Raw genomic sequence first — 14,625 nt, 5'->3', positions numbered from 1 at the left:
CACGGCCCGTTCACCATGCCCGCAACGACGGTGTCCGTCGACTAGGCCGCGGCGTCGGAGCGGGGCAGTTCCACCGTGACGCGGAGCCCGCCGGCGGGGCGTGGAGTGAGCGTGAGGGTGCCGTCGTGCGCCTGGGTGATGGTGTTGACGATGGCCAGGCCGAGGCCGGTGCCCGCGTGGTCGGTGTGGACGCGTTCGGTGCCGCGCCGGAACGGCTCGGCGAGGGTGGCGGTCAGCTCCGGGGTGAGGTGCTCGCCGGTGTTCTCGACGGTGAGCACCACGGTCTTGGGACGGACACCGGTGCTGACCCACACGGTGCCCCGGCCGGGCAGGTTGTGGACGATCGCGTTGTGCAGCAGGTTCGTCGTCAGCTGGAGCAGAAGCGCCTGCGACCCGAAGGCCGGGGCGATGTCACCCGAGGTCTCGATGGTGACACCGCGCTTCTCGGCGAGCGGGAGCAGTGTCTCGGTGGCCTCTTCCGCGAAGAGGGACAGGTCGACGTGTTCGCCGGTGAAGGACCTCTGTTCGGCGCGGCTGAGCAGGAGCAGCGCCTCGGTCAGGTCGATCGCGCGCGCGTTGACGGTACGAAGACGGTCGACGAGTCTGCCGGGCTCCCGCGTCGGATCGCTGTGGGCCACGTCGAGGAGCGACTTCGAGATCGCGAGTGGCGTACGCAGCTCGTGCGAGGCGTTGGCGGCGAATCTCCGCTGTTCGGCGACCTGGGCCTCAAGCCGGGCGAGCATCGTGTCGAAACCGTCGGCGAGTTCACGGAACTCGTCGCTGCGGCCCGGCAACCGGATCCGGTGCGAGAGCGATCCGTTGGTGGCCATGCGCGTGGCGTCGGTGATACGGGTGAGCGGAGCGAGCATCCGGCCGGCCAGGAGCCACCCGCCCAGCAGGCCGAAGAACAGGAGGAACACCATGACGGCGGCTGCCGTCGGGGCGAAACCGCGCACGAAGGTGGTGCCCGGAGTCGCTCTCCACGACCCCTCCTCGTTGGTCTGCAACCACCCCTCCCGCAGAAGGAACATCCCGATGGCGGCGAGCAGCAGCGCACCGGCGACCATGAGGAACCCGGTGTAGCTGAGCGTGAGTTTGAGGCGCGCGCTCAGACCCCGCCGCCTATCCACGGTCCCCTCCCTCGGGCCGGGCGCCGGGAGCCGCGTCGATGCGATAGCCGACACCGGCCACGGTGGCGATGATCCAGGGCTCGCCCAGACGCTTGCGCAGCGCCGACACGGTGATGCGTACGGCGTTGGTGAACGGGTCGGCGTTCTCGTCCCACGCGCGTTCCAGGAGGTCTTCGGCGCTGACGACACCGCCCTCGGCGGCGACGAGGACTTCGAGCACGGCGAACTGCTTCCTGGTCAACGCCACATAGCGGTCGTCCCGGTAGACCTCCCGGCGGAACGGATCCAGCCGCAGCCCCGCGATCTCCCGCACCGGCGGTCTGCTGTGCGCGCGTCTGCGGTCGAGAGCCCGGAGCCTGAGCACGAGTTCCCGCAGCTCGAAGGGCTTGGTGAGATAGTCGTCCGCGCCGAGTCCGAAGCCGGAGGCCTTGTCGTCCAGCCGGTCGGCGGCCGTGAGCATGAGGATCGGCATGCCGCTGCCCGAGGCGACGATGCGGGTGGCGACCTCGTCGCCGGACGGCCCCGGGATGTCGCGGTCCAGGACGGCGATGTCGTAGGCGTTGCTGACCAGCAGCTCCAGCGCGGTGTCACCGTCCCCCGCGATGTCGGCCGCGATCGCCTCCAGACGCAGGCCGTCACGGATGGCCTCCGCCAGATAGGGCTCGTCCTCGACGATCAGCACACGCATGCCGCCGATGCTACGAGCGGGCACGTATCGCGGGCGTATCCGAAACCCCATACGTTGCGGCAACGCCGCGCCGCCTTGGCTGGCGCCATGTCCTTCAGCGAACCAGCACGAACAGCGGCCCGGTCCCCGGTCGGCGCGGGTCCGACCGTCGAGCCCATCAGCGCGGCCGAGCATCTGGCGTTCGTACGGGCACAGCGGTCCGTCAGCTTCCTCCAGACCCCGGCGTGGGGCCATGTGAAGACCGAGTGGCGTGAAGAGTCCCTCGGCTGGTTCGACGGCGGGCGGCTGGTCGGCGCCGGGCTCGTCCTGCACCGCCGGATCCCGCGGCTGGAGCGCTTCACGCTGGCCTATCTGCCCGAGGGCCCGGTCATCGACTGGACCGGTGGGATCGGCGCGTGGCTCGACCCGCTGGCGGCCCGGCTCAAGGCGCACGGCGCGTTCGCGATCCGGCTCGGCCCCCCGGTGCGTACGAACACCTGGAGCGCCGCGCAGGTCAAGGAGGGCATCGCCGACCTGCGCGTCGAGCGGCTCACCGACCTGCCCGGCCGGCAGGCCGACCCGGTCGGCCTGCGCGTGACCGGCGCGCTCCGGGACGCGGGCTGGCTGCCGCAGAGTCCCGAGGACGGCTTCGGGGTCGGGCATCCGCAGTTCACGTACGAGATCCCGCTGGCCGGCCGGACCGAGGACGACCTGATCAGGGGCATGAACCAGCTCTGGCGCCGCAACATCAAGAAGGCCGCCAGGGAAGGTGTCGAGGTCACGGTCGGGGACGATCTGAAGGCGTTCCACGACCTCTACGTCCACACCGCCGAGCGCGACCACTTCACGCCCCGGCCGCTGCGCTACTTCGAGACCATGTTCGCCGCCCTGCGCGCCGAGGACCCCGGGCGGATCACGCTCTATCTGGCCCGCCACCAGGGCGACCTGGTCGCCGCCACCGTCCTGGTCCGGGTGGGCGCCCACGCGTGGTACGCCTACGGCGCCTCCTCCACCGAGAAGCGCGAGGTGCGCGGCTCCAACGCCTGCCAGTGGGCGATGATCCGCGACTCACTGGCGGCCGGCTGCGACGTCTACGACCTGCGGGGCATCACCCCCACGCTCGACGCGGACGACCCGCACGTCGGGCTGATCCAGTTCAAGGTCGGCACGGGCGGTCAGGCGGTGCGGTCCGTCGGCGAGTGGGACCTGCCGCTGCGGCCGGTGGTCTACCGGGCGTTCGACTACTACATGAGGCGGCGCGAGCACCGCAGGGGACGCGGGCGCTGAACCCGTGTGCCCCCGCCGCGCGCACAACTACCCGAGGGCGGCAGCGACTTCGTCGAGACCCGCCCCGCGCGACGCCTTGACGAGCACCACGTCGCCGGCGGTGATCAGGCCGCGCAGCCGGTCGACGGCCGCGCCGTTGTCCGCCAGCACCACCGCCCGCCCTGCCGCGCCGTCCGCGATCGGCCGGGCCGCCTCGCCGACGACGGCCACCACATCGGCCCGGCGGGCGGCGTACTCCCCGACGGAGCGGTGCTCCGCCGCGCTGTCGTCGCCGAGTTCGAGCATCTCGCCGAGGACCGCGATACGCCGCCCGCCCTCGATCGCCGCCAGCGCGTCCAGGGCGGCGCGGACCGAGTCGGGGTTGGCGTTGTAGGAGTCGTTGAGCAGCGTCGCGCCGCAGGCGAGCGCACGCGGCTCCAGCCGCCACTTCGACAGCGAGGCGGTGGGCAGCGCCGCCGCGGCCAGGTCCAGGGGTACGCCGGCCGCCAGCCCCGCCGCCACGGCAGCCGCCGCGTTGAGCGCCTGGTGGGCGCCCACGAACGGCAGCGTGACGCGAGCCGACGCGGCGGCGGTCCGCAGGGTGAAGGACGGCCGGCCCAGCCGGTCCAGCGCCAGGTCCAGCACCCGTACGTCGGCGTGCTCCGCCCGGCCGAAGGTCAGCACCGGTCCGTCGGCGAGCGGGCGCATCGCCGCCACCCGGGGATCGTCGGCGTTGAGTACGGCGGTCCCGCCGGGCGCCAGCCCCCGTACCAGCTCGCCCTTGGTCTCGGCGATGGCCGCGCGCGACCCGAACTCGCCGATGTGGGCCCGGCCGACGTTGAGGACGACGCCGACGTCGGGCGCGACCAGCCCGGTCAGGGCGCTGATGTCGCCGAGGTGGCGGGCCCCCATCTCAAGGACGAGGAACCGGGTGGCCGCGCCTGCGCGCAGCATGGTGAGCGGCACCCCCAGTTCGTTGTTGAGCGAACCGGTCGTGGCGATCGTCGGGGCGGCGCCCGAAACCACCGCCGCCACCAGGTCCTTGGTGCCGGTCTTGCCCTGGGAGCCGGTCAGCGCGACCACGGTCAGTCCGGCGCGCAGCCGGGCCACGACGTGGGCGGCGAGCGCCTGGAGCGCGGCCCGGGTGTCGTCGACGACGACGGTGGGAAGGGACGTGGGCCGGGAGCCGAGCACGGCCACCGCGCCGGACCGGCCCGCCTGTTCGGCGTACGCGTGGCCGTCGGCGCGCGCACCGGTGAAGGCGACGAAGAGGCCGCCCGGCTCGGCCTGCCTGCTGTCGAGCACGGCCGGCGCGGTCACCGTCACGGCGCCGTCACCCTCGACCCTTCCGCCGACGATCGCGGCGATCTCACCGACGCCGAGCGGGATGTGATTCATGCGTCCAGTCAAAAGGGCGCGGTGTTGCCGTCGCGTATCCTCATTTCGATACGCGGACAATATGCTACCGGGCGGGAACATATCGTCGTCATATCGAGAACCACATACGCGCGGGCAACACCGTGCCCCTTTGACTGAAGGCATGTCCAACAGCGAACCACCCCGAACGGGGTCCCGTCGCCCGGGAATCACCGTCTATGGCTGCGGGCGGGACGAGGCCGCCCTTTTCCGTGAGATGGCTCCTCGCTTCGGTATGGTGGCCACCATCACCGAGGCGCCGGTTTCGATGGCCAATGTCGAACTCGCCTTCCGGAGCCGCTGCATCAGCGTGGGTCATAAGACCAGGATCACGAATTCCACTCTGCGCGCGCTCGGTCGGGCCGGTGTCAGATACATCTCCACGCGCAGCATCGGTCACAACCATATCGATGTGGACCACGCGGACAGCCTCGGCATCTCCGTCGGGAATGTCGCCTACTCGCCGGACAGCGTGGCGGACTACACGCTCATGCTGATGCTCATGGCGGTCCGGCACGCGAAATCCATGGTCCGCCGCACGGACGCGCACGACTACCGGCTGAACGACGTACGCGGAAAGGAGCTGCGCGATCTGACCGTCGGAGTGGTGGGAACAGGGCGCATCGGTACGGCCGTCATGGACAGGCTGCGCGGTTTCGGCTGTCGGACACTGGCCCACGACAATCGCCCCGAGGCCGCCGCCGACTACGTACCGCTCGATGAATTGCTACGGCTGAGCGACATCGTGACGCTCCATACGCCACTCCACGCGGACACCCACCATCTGCTGAATCGCCGGCGTATCGAGCGGATGAAGCGCGGCGCGTTCGTCATCAACACCGGACGCGGCCCGCTGATTGACACCGAAGCCCTGATTTCGGCCCTGGAGAGCGGCCGGCTGGGCGGTGCGGCGCTGGATGTCCTCGAAGACGAGGAAGGAATATTCTACGCCGACCGCAGAAACGATCCCATCGGGAACAAGGCGTTGCTGCGACTGCAAGAGATGCCGAATGTGCTGGTCAGTCCGCACACCGCCTACTACACGGACCACGCCCTGAGCGACACCGTGGAAAACTCACTCACCAACTGCCTTGAATTCGAGAGCGAGCACCGGCATGGATAGGTTGAAGGTCGGCATCATATTCGGGGGCCGTTCCGAGGAACACCCCATCTCCGTCAAATCCGCGCAAGAGGTCGCGAAGAATCTCGACGTCGAAAAATACGAGCCGTTCTACATCGGGATCACGAGGAGCGGCGCCTGGAAACTCTGTGACGGCCCCGGCCCGGACTGGGAGAACGGCGGCGAGTGCCGCCCGGCCGTGCTGTCACCGGACAGCGGAGCGCGCGGACTGCTCGTGCTGGAGGAGGGGAAGTACGAAACGATCGGCCTCGACGTCGTGCTGCCCGTCCTGCACGGCAGACAAGGCGAGGACGGCGTGATCCAGGGGCTGTTGGAGCTGTCCGGCATCCCCTACGCGGGATGCGACGTCCCGAGTTCCGCCCTCTGCATGGACAAGGCCCTCGCCTACCTCGTCGCAGACGGCGCGGGAATCGCGACGCCGGACTTCCGGACCGTCACGGCCGGCGAGTCCGTCGACGCCGATCGCCTCAGCTATCCCGTCTTTGTGAAACCGGCCCGTTCCGGGTCGTCCTTCGGCGTCAGCAAGGTGTCCGGGAAGGACGAGCTGCCGGGCGCGGTCGAGACCGCGAGGCGGTACGACTCGAAGGTACTGATCGAAGAGGCCGTCGCCGGCGAGGAGGTGGGCTGCGCCGTACTGGGCGGAGGCCACGATCCGACCGTGGGCGAGGTCGACCGGATCGCCCTGTCCCACGGCTTCTTCCGCATCCATCAGGAGGACGCGCCGGAGCGCGGGTCCGACAACTCGGCGGCGGTCGTCCCGGCCGACATCCCGGCCGCGTCGCGGGCCCTCGTCCAGGAGACGGCGAAGGCCGTCTACCGCGCCCTGGGATGCGGGGGACTGGCCCGGGTCGACATGTTCCTCACCGGCGACGGAAGAGTGGTCCTCAACGAGGTCAACACCTTTCCCGGCATGACCTCGTACAGCCGCTATCCGAGGATGATGGCCGCCGCGGGGCTGCCGCTGGCCGATGTGCTCGACCGCGTACTCACGTCGGCGCTGACAGCGTCGCCGACGCCGGCGCCCACCGGGACGAGCCGATGAAGGACGGTTTCGGCTACGTGGACGAGTCCGTACGCGGAATCCGCTGGGACGCCAAGTACGCCACCTGGGACAACTTCACCGGGAAACCGGTGGACGGATATCTGGCCAACCGGATCGTCGGCACGACGGCGCTGTGCGCGGCCCTGGCACGCGCGGGGGAAGAGGCCGAGTCCCGCGGCTTCGGGCTGCTGCTCTGGGACGGCTACCGCCCGCAGCGCGCCGTGGACCGCTTCCTGCACTGGTCGCGGCAGCCTGAGGACGGCCGGACCAAGCGACGGCACTACCCGAACATCGACAGGGCCGAGATGTTCGACAAGGGATACGTGGCGGCCAGGTCGGGCCACAGCCGGGGCGGCACCGTCGATCTGACGCTCTACCACCTGGCCACCGGCGAACTCGCCCCCATGGGCGGCGGCCATGACCTGATGGACCCCGTCTCCCACCACGGAGCGCGGGGCATCACACCCGTCGAGGCGAGCAACCGCCGGCATCTTCTCTCCGCCATGGACGCCGGCGGTTTCCGCGCCTACGACCGCGAGTGGTGGCACTACACACTGAAGGACGAGCCCTACCCGGACACCTACTTCGACTTCCCCGTCAGCTAGGGCGTGTCCGAAGCGGGCGAGGGCCGTCCCCGCGCCGCCCCCAGCCGTGCCAGATGGTCCTCGTACCCCTTCGCGTAGTACGCCGCCCGCTCCGGATCCGGGTCCACCACCGCCGTCGGGGCCGTCCACGCGGCGATGTCCAGCGTGACGCCGTGGCGCGCGGCCGACGCGAGGACCGCGCCCCGTGCGCCCACCTCGCCCTCCACGATCCGCAGCGGGCGGCCCAGCACATCCGCGAACAGCCGCATCCACGCGGGACTTCGCGTGCCGCCGCCGCACACCGCCAGGGTGCCCGTCAGGCCCGCCGCCTCCAGGCAGTGGCGGGCCGCGTAGGCGATGCCCTCGCAGGTGGCGCGGATCAGATCCGCCGGCGTCGACTCCAGTGAGACACCGGTCAGTTGGGCCCGCAGCGCCGGATCCACGAACGGCGCGCGCTCGCCGGACGGCGCGAAGTACGGCAGCACCCTGACCCCGCCCGCGCCCGGCTCCACCGCGTCCAGCAGCGCGTCCACCTCCGCGTGGTCGGTGCCGGTCGTCGTCAGCACCCAGTCGAGCGCGGCCGTCCCGACCATCGCGGGCATGGCGCGCAGCCAGTGCCCCGGCCGGTCCGTGGAGATGTGCAGCCCGCCCGGCTCACCGTCCAGGTCGAGCGTGTCCGTGGCGACCAGTGACGCCAGGCAGGTGCCGATGATGAGCAGCCCGTCGCCCGGCTCGGTGACCCCCGCGCCCAGCGCGCTGGCCGCCAGGTCGTACGGCCCGTTGGCGATCCGTACGCCCGAGGGCAGCTCACCGGTCGCGACCGGATCACTGACCGGGGCCAGCAGCCGCGCCCGGTGCGTGAGCCCCAACTCCGCCAGTACGTCACCGGAGTACGCGCGCGTCCTCGGGTCCAGGAACGGCATCGACGCGTCCGACACATCCGTCGCCCGCACCCCCGTCAGCCGCTGGAAGACCATGTCCTTGCAGTACAGCGCCGCCGTCGCCGCGTCCAGCGAGGCCGGCTCGTACCGGTCGAGCCAGGCCAGCACCGGCCCCGGGCAGCCCGGGAACATCGCGCTGCCGCTGCGGCGGAACACCGACTCGAAGACACCCGACGCCAGCCACGCGTCCACGAACTCGTGGGCCCTGCCGTCCATCCAGGAGATCGCGGGCCGCACCGGACGCCCCTCGGCGTCGACCAGCCACACCCCGTCGCCCTGGCCGGTGAGCCCGGCCAGCTCGACCGGTCCGGGCAGGGCGGCGGTGAGCGTGCCGAGGGCGTCGACGACCGCGCCGTACAACTCCTCCATGTCCTGCTCGACATGGCCGCCGTGGATGTCCAGGCGCACCGGGCGGGACTCGACGGCCAGCGCGTTGCCGCCCGCGTCGAAGGCGGCGGCCTTCACCGTGGACGTGCCGACATCGATACCGACGTACATCACGCTCTCCTCAGAATCGTCGGGCGGCGGACGGGCTCAACGCACCGCGTGCGCCGGCGGCTCGCCCTTGGCGTACCGCGCCACCTCCGCCGCCGCGATCCGCGCCGCCTTGTGCGCCACGGCCTTGCTCGCCCCGCCCAGATGCGGGGTCAGCACCAGATTCGGGGTGCCGCGCAGCCGGGAGGAGGCCGGCAGCGGCTCCTGCTCGTACGTGTCGAGCGCCGCCGTCGCGAGCTGCCCGCTGTCGAGCGCGTCGCACAGGGCCTCCGTGTCGAGCAGCCCGCCGCGCGCCACGTTCACCAGGGTCGATCCCCTTGGCAGCAGGGCGAGTTCGGCCGCGCCGATCAGCCCCCGGGTCTCCGGGGTGAGCCGCGCGTGCAGCGTGACGACGCTCGACCGGGCGAGCAGCGCCTGGAGCGAGGGGGACCGCATGCCGTGCACATCGCCCCGCACATACGGGTCGTACACCTCCACCTCGGCGCCGAACGCGGTGAGCACCCGGGCGACCCGGCTGCCGACCGCGCCGTAACCGATCAGCCCGACGGGCAGGTCCTCCAGCTCCGGGCCGCAGCGCGCGTACGTGTAGTGCGTGGCGTCCCACTCCCCGTCCAGGGCCAGGGAGTTGTGCGCCTCGGGAATGCGCCGCAGCGCCGCCAGCATCATCCCGATGGTGAACTCGGCCGTCGCCGCCGCGTTGCGCCCCGGCGCGAAGCAGACGGTGACGCCACGCGCCCGCGCCGCCTCCACGTTGACATTGACGGGTCCGCCCCGGCACACGGCGATCAGCCGCAGCGCGGGCGACGCGGCCAGCACCCGTTCGGTGAAGGGCGCCATCTGGGTCACACAGACCTCGACCCCGTCCAGCGCCTCGATCAGCGCGTCCTCGCAGTCGTTGGCCTCGTCGACCTCCGCTACCTTGCCGAACGGGGTGAGCGGCCAGGGGAGGGTGAGTTCGGTGATCTCGGCCGGGGCGGCGACACCGCGCCGCAGGGCCTCGATGATCAGGGAGTTGAGGACGAAGTGGTCACCGGCGGCGAGGATCTTCACGTCAGGGCATCTCCTGTCTCGGCGTCGAACACGTGCGTGTGCTGCGGGTCGGCGGTGACGCGCACGGTGTCGTCCCGGTCCAGCCGGATCTCCGGGCCGGTCTCCACGACGAGTGGTTCCGCGACGCCGTCCAGCGTGAGCGTGGCGATTCCGGACTCCAGGAGCGGCTCATGGGCGCTGACCGTAGCCCGTACGGAGCTGTCCGCCGTCGCCTCCGGCCCGGTGTCTCCCGTCCCGTCGCCCGGCTCACCCTCCCGGGTCAGCCGCAGGTCCTCCGGACGGATGCCGAGCACCACCGCGCGGCCGACGGGCGGACCGGCCGGGCACGGCAGCCGCACCTCGGGACCGAGCCGTACCCACCCGTCGGCCTCCACGACGCCCGGCAGCAGGTTGATCGCCGGTTCCCCCACGAAGTCGGCGACGAACACATTCGCCGGGGCGTCGTAGATCTCGTACGGCGTGCCGAGCTGCTGGATCACGCCGTCCCTCATCACCGCGATCCGGTCGGCGAGCGACAGCGCCTCCTCCTGGTCGTGGGTGACGAGGATCGTCGTATGGCCCAAGTCCCGCTGGATCCGCTTGAGTTCACGGCGGGTCGTGTCGCGCTGCCCGGCGTCCAGATGCGACAGCGGCTCGTCCAGCAGCAGCACGTCCGGCTGCCGGATCAGGGCGCGCGCCAGCGCGACACGCTGCTTCTGTCCGCTGGAGAGACCGGCGGGGCGGGCGCCGAGCAGTGAGGTGAGGCCGATCCGCTCCGCCATGTCGGCGACCCGCCGCGCCCGTTCCCGGGCGTCGTACAGACCGCGCGCCGCCAGACCGAAGCCGAGATTCTCCGCGACGGTCAGCGGCGGGTAGAGCGCGTAGTTCTCGAAGGCCACCCCGATGTTGCGCTCGCGCGCGGGCAGCGCGACGACGGAGTCCCCGCCGACGAGGATGTCGCCGCCGGTCACGGACTCCAGCCCGGCGATCATCCGCAGCGTGGTGGACTTGCCGCAGCCGGACGGACCGAGCAGACCGAGCAGTTCGCCCGAGCGCAGCTCGATGTCGATGCCGCGCACCGCGTCGACGGGCGGACGGCCGCGCGCCGTATAGGTCTTGCGCAGTTCACGCAGGGCGAGTTCCGTCACCGCCCACCTCGCAGACGTGGTAGGGGACCTTGTGCTCGTCGAGGTCGCGCAGCGCGTCGGCGGACGCGCCGGCGTCGACGAGCACCAGATCGAAGGCGGAGAGCGGGGCCAGCCGGTGCAGCGCGACCCGGCCGAGCTTGGAGTGGTCGAGCAGCAGGACGTTCCTGGCCGCCGAGCCGAGCATCGCCCGCTTCACGGAGACGATGTGCTGCTCCTGGTGGTAGGCGAAGCCTCCCGAGACGGCGGAGGTGGAGGTGAAGCAGACGTCCACCTGGAGGGACTGCACGGCCTCGACGCAGCTGACTCCGAGGAACGAGGAGTGCAGGGGGTCGTAGTCGCCGCCGAGCGCCATCAGATGGATGCCGCGCTCGCCGGACAGCAGATTGATCGCCTCCAGGAAGTTGGTGACGACGGTGAGCGGGCTGATGGAGCCGAGCCGGCGCGCGATCTCCAGGGTGGAGGTCGAGTCGTCCAGCATCACCGCCATGCCCGGTTCGATCAGGGTCAGCGCGTGCCGGGCGACGGCCGCCTTCTCCTCGTGCATCGCCTTGAGCCGGAAGGCGACGTTCGACTCGAACACACCGGACGGCTGGGCGGTCACCCCGCCCCTGAACTTCCGTACGATGCCCTGCCGTTCCAGCTCGTCCAGGTCCCGGTGGATGGTCATCAGACTGACGTCGAAGCGGGCCGCCAGCTCGGCGGCGGTGCCCTCGCCCCGGGCGAGGACGTACTCGGCTATCGCCGCCTGGCGCGGGGCGGGACCGCGCTGCTGCTGGGTGCTCATGGGGTGATCCTTCGTCCTGGACGCTCCGGCCGGTCGGCCTCGAACAGGAGCAGGTTCTCAACTCCGACCGAGAGCCGTACAGGATCGTCGGCGCGCAGACCCGCCGCGGCGGCGCGCGGCGCCACCAGCGACAGCTGCTGGGCGCCGAGCCGGACGGTGACCTCGGTGGCGCGGCCCAGGACCTCGGTGATGTAGACGGTGCCGGTCAGCTCCGGCGCGCCGCCGCCCTCCCCGCGCAGGGTGATGTCCCGGGGCCGTACACCCAGCTGTACGGCGGTGCCCGGCGCCGCCGGCACGTCCACGGGCAGTTCGAAGCCGCCGTCCGCCGAGCCGAAGTGCCCGTCGGCGGTGACCGTCCCCGGCAGCAGATTGATCAGCGGGCGCCCGAAGGCGCGGGCGACGAACGTGTCGTACGGGCGGTGCCAGATCTCCTCCCGGGTGCCGGTCTGCACGATCCGCCCGTCCCTGATCACCCCGATCCGGTCCCCGAGCGCCAGCGCCTCCACCGAGTCGTGCGTGACATACAGCGTGGTGGTGCGCCGCACATCGCCGATCGCCTTCAGCTCGGCGCGCATCGCCTGACGCAGTTTGGCGTCCAGATGGGAGAGCGGTTCGTCGAGGAGGAAGGCGCGGGCGGGCCGTACGAGCACCCGGCCGAGCGCCACCCGCTGCCGCTGCCCGTTCGACAGCGCGCCGACCGGGCGGTCCAACAGCCCCTCGATACCGAGGAGTTCCGCGATCTCATGGATCTTCACGCGGGCCTCGGCCGCCGGCAGCCGGTACTTGGGCGAGCGCAGCGGCGAGGCGAGGTTGTCGTAGGCGGAGCGGTGCGGATAGAGCGCGTACGACTCGAAGCACATGGCCACGCCCCGGTCGTACGGCTCGACGCCGGTCATGGACCGGCCGTCCAGCTCGACGGCGCCGGAGTCCGGCTCCTCCAGACCGGCGACCGTCTTGAGCGTGGTCGTCTTGCCCGCGCCGGAGGGGCCGAGCAGACAGAAGAACTCGCCCTCGGCGACGTCCAGTTCGAGTCCGTCGAGCGCCTGGGTGCGCCCGTACGACTTGTGGACGCCGCGCAGCGCGATCGAGGCGGACCCGGTGGCCCGCGTCATGACTTCACCGCCCCGAACGACAGCCCCCGCACCAGATACCGCTGGATCGTCAGCGCCAGGATCAGCGGCGGGACCACCGACACCAGCGCGGCGGCGGCCGTCAGGTTGTACTTGGGCCGGTCGCCGCCGAGGAACGACAGCGCGCCCACGGTCACGGTCTGCGCGTCCGACGACGTCAGGATCAGCGGGAAGACGAAGTTGTTCCACGCGAAGATGAAGGCCAGCAGCGACACGGCGGCGATCCCCGGCTTCACCAGCGGCAGCGCGACACGGAAGAACGCCTGTTTACGGGTGTAGCCGTCGAGCAGCGCCGCCTGCTCCAACTCCGGTGACAGATCGGCGAAGTACGACCGCATGATCCAGACGATCAGCGGCAGCGTGACCAGTTGCAGCACCCAGATCATGCCGACGTAGGTGTCGAAGAGCCCGAGCTGCTGGTAGAGCACGAACAGCGGGATGATCACGGTCAGTTCGGGCGCGAAGCGGAACGACAGCAGCGTGAACATCAGATTCTCCGAGCCGCGGAAACGCCAGCGCGCGGCGGCGTACGCGGCGGGCAGCCCGATCACCAGGGAGAGCCCGACCGCCCCCAGCGACACCACCAGGCTGTTGAGGAAGAACCGGACGAACGGCACCCCCTCGTCCTCGCCCGCGCCGAGCACCGTCCGGTAGGAGTCCAGCGTCGGGGTGAAGGAGAAGTACGTGCTGAACAGCTCGTTCGCCGGCTTCAGGGAGAGGATCACCATCCACACGACGGGGAAGAGCGCGAAGAGGAAGTAGAGGATCAGCGCGCCGTCGGCGGCGAACCCCCACACCCGCCGTTTCCAGGCGCCGTTGGGCCTCGGCCGTGTCCGACGTTCCGTCATTTCGGCACCTCCGCGGCCCGGTTCTGGATCCGGCCCAGATAACGCACCAGCACCATCGCCGCCAGATAGACCACGGCCCACAGCACGATCATGTAGCTCAGCCCGAACGAGTAGCGCTGGAAGCGGATCGCCTCCAGATACGCGCGGATCTGGAGCACCACCGTGGAGTCGCCGGGGCCGCCCTCCGTCAGGGCGTAGATGATGTCGAAGACCTTCAGCGAGTCCATGAACCGGAAGATCACGGCGACCAGGACGTACGGCCACAGCATCGGCATCGTCAGCTTGCGGAAGGTGAACCACCAGCCCGCGCCGTCCACCGCCGCCGCCTCGAACGGCGAGGCGGGCAGCGAGCGCAGCCCGGCCAGCGCCAGGATCGCGACGAACGGCGTGTAGACCCACACGTCCACGGCGATCGACGACAGCAGCGCGCCCGTCGGGGTGTCCGTCCACTGCACACCGCCCAGACCGAACGGCCGCAGCAGATGGTTCACCACCCCGACCGACGGCTGGAGCATCAGCTTCCAGATGATCGCGGCGATCACCGGCGCGATCATCAGCGGCAGGATGAGCACCTTCTCCAGCACCCGGCCCACCAGGGTCGAGCGGTGCAGCAGCAGGGCCACCGCGACGCCGAGCACCGTCTCGACGGCGGCGGCGCCGACCGCGTACAGCACCGTCACCCACGCCGAGTCCCAGAAGGAGGAGTCGGTGAAGATCCGCCGGTAGTTCTCCAGGCCCACGAAGTCCGGCTGCGGCTTGCTCGCCGCGAAGTCGAACACCGTGTAGTACAGGCCGAGTCCGAAGGGGTAGAGGATGCCGCCGGTCAGCAGCAGGGCGGGCACGATGAGCAGATACGGCCGCAGCGTTCGCCGCCACTTCGGCACCGCCCGCTCCACGGGCGGCTCCGAGCCCGGTACCGCGGCCGACGCCTTCTCAGGGGCGCCGGCCACGGCCGCGTCGTCGGACGAGGCCGCCCCGTGATCGGCCTCCGTCGACGAGTCCAT

The 14,625-nt window shown here is 71.0% G+C and carries 14 protein-coding genes; 4 read left to right on the top strand and 10 right to left on the bottom strand.

Features of this window, described 5'->3' with window-relative positions:
• Positions 1–41: 41 nt before the first annotated feature.
• Positions 42–1,130: a HAMP domain-containing sensor histidine kinase gene (locus ACFYNU_RS00660; RefSeq protein WP_356589969.1), complete on the bottom strand. Its 1,089-nt coding sequence runs from the start codon at positions 1,128–1,130 to the stop codon at positions 42–44.
• Complete coding sequence (locus tag ACFYNU_RS00655; protein ID WP_356589971.1) at positions 1,123–1,818, bottom strand: response regulator transcription factor; 696 nt, start codon at positions 1,816–1,818, stop codon at positions 1,123–1,125. The genes ACFYNU_RS00660 and ACFYNU_RS00655 overlap by 8 nt, the downstream gene beginning before the upstream one ends.
• 87 nt (positions 1,819–1,905) lie before the next feature.
• Here ACFYNU_RS00655 and ACFYNU_RS00650 point away from each other — a divergent pair, with 87 nt between their 5' ends.
• The gene (locus ACFYNU_RS00650) at positions 1,906–3,084 is read left to right on the top strand and encodes a peptidoglycan bridge formation glycyltransferase FemA/FemB family protein (RefSeq protein WP_356589973.1); all 1,179 of its coding nucleotides are present in this window, start codon (positions 1,906–1,908) and stop codon (positions 3,082–3,084) included.
• 27 nt (positions 3,085–3,111) lie between these two features.
• Here ACFYNU_RS00650 and murF read toward each other — a convergent pair whose 3' ends face one another.
• Positions 3,112–4,461, bottom strand: a complete 1,350-nt coding sequence (murF, locus tag ACFYNU_RS00645; RefSeq protein WP_356589975.1) for a UDP-N-acetylmuramoyl-tripeptide--D-alanyl-D-alanine ligase — start codon at positions 4,459–4,461, stop codon at positions 3,112–3,114.
• A 142-nt stretch (positions 4,462–4,603) separates the two neighbouring features.
• On the opposite strand from murF, the gene vanH reads away from it, so the two are divergent.
• From vanH to vanX, 3 genes are read left to right on the top strand one after another with little or no spacing between them, the layout of a single operon-like run.
• A complete protein-coding gene (vanH, locus tag ACFYNU_RS00640; protein WP_356589977.1) occupies positions 4,604–5,602 on the top strand; it encodes a D-lactate dehydrogenase VanH in 999 nt (332 codons plus the stop codon).
• A complete protein-coding gene (vanA, locus tag ACFYNU_RS00635; RefSeq protein WP_356589979.1) occupies positions 5,595–6,662 on the top strand; it encodes a D-alanine--(R)-lactate ligase in 1,068 nt (355 codons plus the stop codon). Before vanH ends, vanA begins: the two co-directional genes overlap by 8 nt.
• On the top strand, positions 6,659–7,267 hold the full coding sequence (vanX, locus tag ACFYNU_RS00630) for a D-Ala-D-Ala dipeptidase VanX (protein WP_356589981.1): 609 nt from the start codon (positions 6,659–6,661) through the stop codon (positions 7,265–7,267). Before vanA ends, vanX begins: the two co-directional genes overlap by 4 nt.
• Here vanX and ACFYNU_RS00625 read toward each other — a convergent pair.
• From ACFYNU_RS00625 to ACFYNU_RS00595, 7 genes are read right to left on the bottom strand one after another with little or no spacing between them, the layout of a single operon-like run.
• The gene (locus ACFYNU_RS00625) at positions 7,264–8,685 is read right to left on the bottom strand and encodes an FGGY-family carbohydrate kinase (protein ID WP_356589983.1); all 1,422 of its coding nucleotides are present in this window, start codon (positions 8,683–8,685) and stop codon (positions 7,264–7,266) included. The two genes, vanX and ACFYNU_RS00625, sit on opposite strands and share 4 nt — an antisense overlap.
• Before the next feature lie 36 nt (positions 8,686–8,721).
• Positions 8,722–9,732 carry a 2-hydroxyacid dehydrogenase gene (locus tag ACFYNU_RS00620; protein ID WP_356589985.1) on the bottom strand — a complete coding sequence of 337 codons (1,011 nt, stop codon included), beginning with the start codon at positions 9,730–9,732 and terminating at the stop codon, positions 8,722–8,724.
• The gene (locus ACFYNU_RS00615) at positions 9,729–10,859 is read right to left on the bottom strand and encodes an ABC transporter ATP-binding protein (protein WP_356589987.1); all 1,131 of its coding nucleotides are present in this window, start codon (positions 10,857–10,859) and stop codon (positions 9,729–9,731) included. Before ACFYNU_RS00615 ends, ACFYNU_RS00620 begins: the two co-directional genes overlap by 4 nt.
• Complete coding sequence (locus tag ACFYNU_RS00610; RefSeq protein ID WP_356589990.1) at positions 10,837–11,643, bottom strand: DeoR/GlpR family DNA-binding transcription regulator; 807 nt, start codon at positions 11,641–11,643, stop codon at positions 10,837–10,839. The genes ACFYNU_RS00615 and ACFYNU_RS00610 overlap by 23 nt, the downstream gene beginning before the upstream one ends.
• A complete protein-coding gene (locus tag ACFYNU_RS00605) occupies positions 11,640–12,755 on the bottom strand; it encodes an ABC transporter ATP-binding protein (RefSeq protein ID WP_356589992.1) in 1,116 nt (371 codons plus the stop codon). The genes ACFYNU_RS00610 and ACFYNU_RS00605 overlap by 4 nt, the downstream gene beginning before the upstream one ends.
• Positions 12,752–13,621, bottom strand: coding sequence for a carbohydrate ABC transporter permease (locus ACFYNU_RS00600; RefSeq protein WP_356589994.1), 870 nt, complete (start codon positions 13,619–13,621; stop codon positions 12,752–12,754). The genes ACFYNU_RS00605 and ACFYNU_RS00600 overlap by 4 nt, the downstream gene beginning before the upstream one ends.
• The gene (locus ACFYNU_RS00595; protein ID WP_356589996.1) at positions 13,618–14,625 is read right to left on the bottom strand and encodes a sugar ABC transporter permease; all 1,008 of its coding nucleotides are present in this window, start codon (positions 14,623–14,625) and stop codon (positions 13,618–13,620) included. The genes ACFYNU_RS00600 and ACFYNU_RS00595 overlap by 4 nt, the downstream gene beginning before the upstream one ends.

Origin of the sequence: Streptomyces sp. NPDC006643, from assembly GCF_042870175.1 — a bacterium.
Lineage (GTDB): Bacteria > Actinomycetota > Actinomycetes > Streptomycetales > Streptomycetaceae > Streptomyces.
This window is presented reverse-complemented; position numbering and strand designations above follow the sequence as displayed.

Bases quoted from the DNA above. Each gene is read 5' to 3' on its own strand.
- ACFYNU_RS00625 (WP_356589983.1), bottom strand. From the start codon at position 8,685: ATGTACGTCGGTATCGATGTCGGCACGTCCACGGTGAAGGCCGCCGCC.
- vanX (WP_356589981.1), top strand. From the start codon at position 6,659: ATGAAGGACGGTTTCGGCTACGTGGACGAGTCCGTACGCGGAATCCGC.
- ACFYNU_RS00595 (WP_356589996.1), bottom strand. From the start codon at position 14,625: ATGGACTCGTCGACGGAGGCCGATCACGGGGCGGCCTCGTCCGACGAC.
- murF (WP_356589975.1), bottom strand. From the start codon at position 4,461: ATGAATCACATCCCGCTCGGCGTCGGTGAGATCGCCGCGATCGTCGGC.
- ACFYNU_RS00605 (WP_356589992.1), bottom strand. From the start codon at position 12,755: ATGACGCGGGCCACCGGGTCCGCCTCGATCGCGCTGCGCGGCGTCCAC.
- vanA (WP_356589979.1), top strand. From the start codon at position 5,595: ATGGATAGGTTGAAGGTCGGCATCATATTCGGGGGCCGTTCCGAGGAA.
- ACFYNU_RS00650 (WP_356589973.1), top strand. From the start codon at position 1,906: ATGTCCTTCAGCGAACCAGCACGAACAGCGGCCCGGTCCCCGGTCGGC.
- ACFYNU_RS00610 (WP_356589990.1), bottom strand. From the start codon at position 11,643: ATGAGCACCCAGCAGCAGCGCGGTCCCGCCCCGCGCCAGGCGGCGATA.
- ACFYNU_RS00655 (WP_356589971.1), bottom strand. From the start codon at position 1,818: ATGCGTGTGCTGATCGTCGAGGACGAGCCCTATCTGGCGGAGGCCATC.
- ACFYNU_RS00600 (WP_356589994.1), bottom strand. From the start codon at position 13,621: ATGACGGAACGTCGGACACGGCCGAGGCCCAACGGCGCCTGGAAACGG.
- vanH (WP_356589977.1), top strand. From the start codon at position 4,604: ATGTCCAACAGCGAACCACCCCGAACGGGGTCCCGTCGCCCGGGAATC.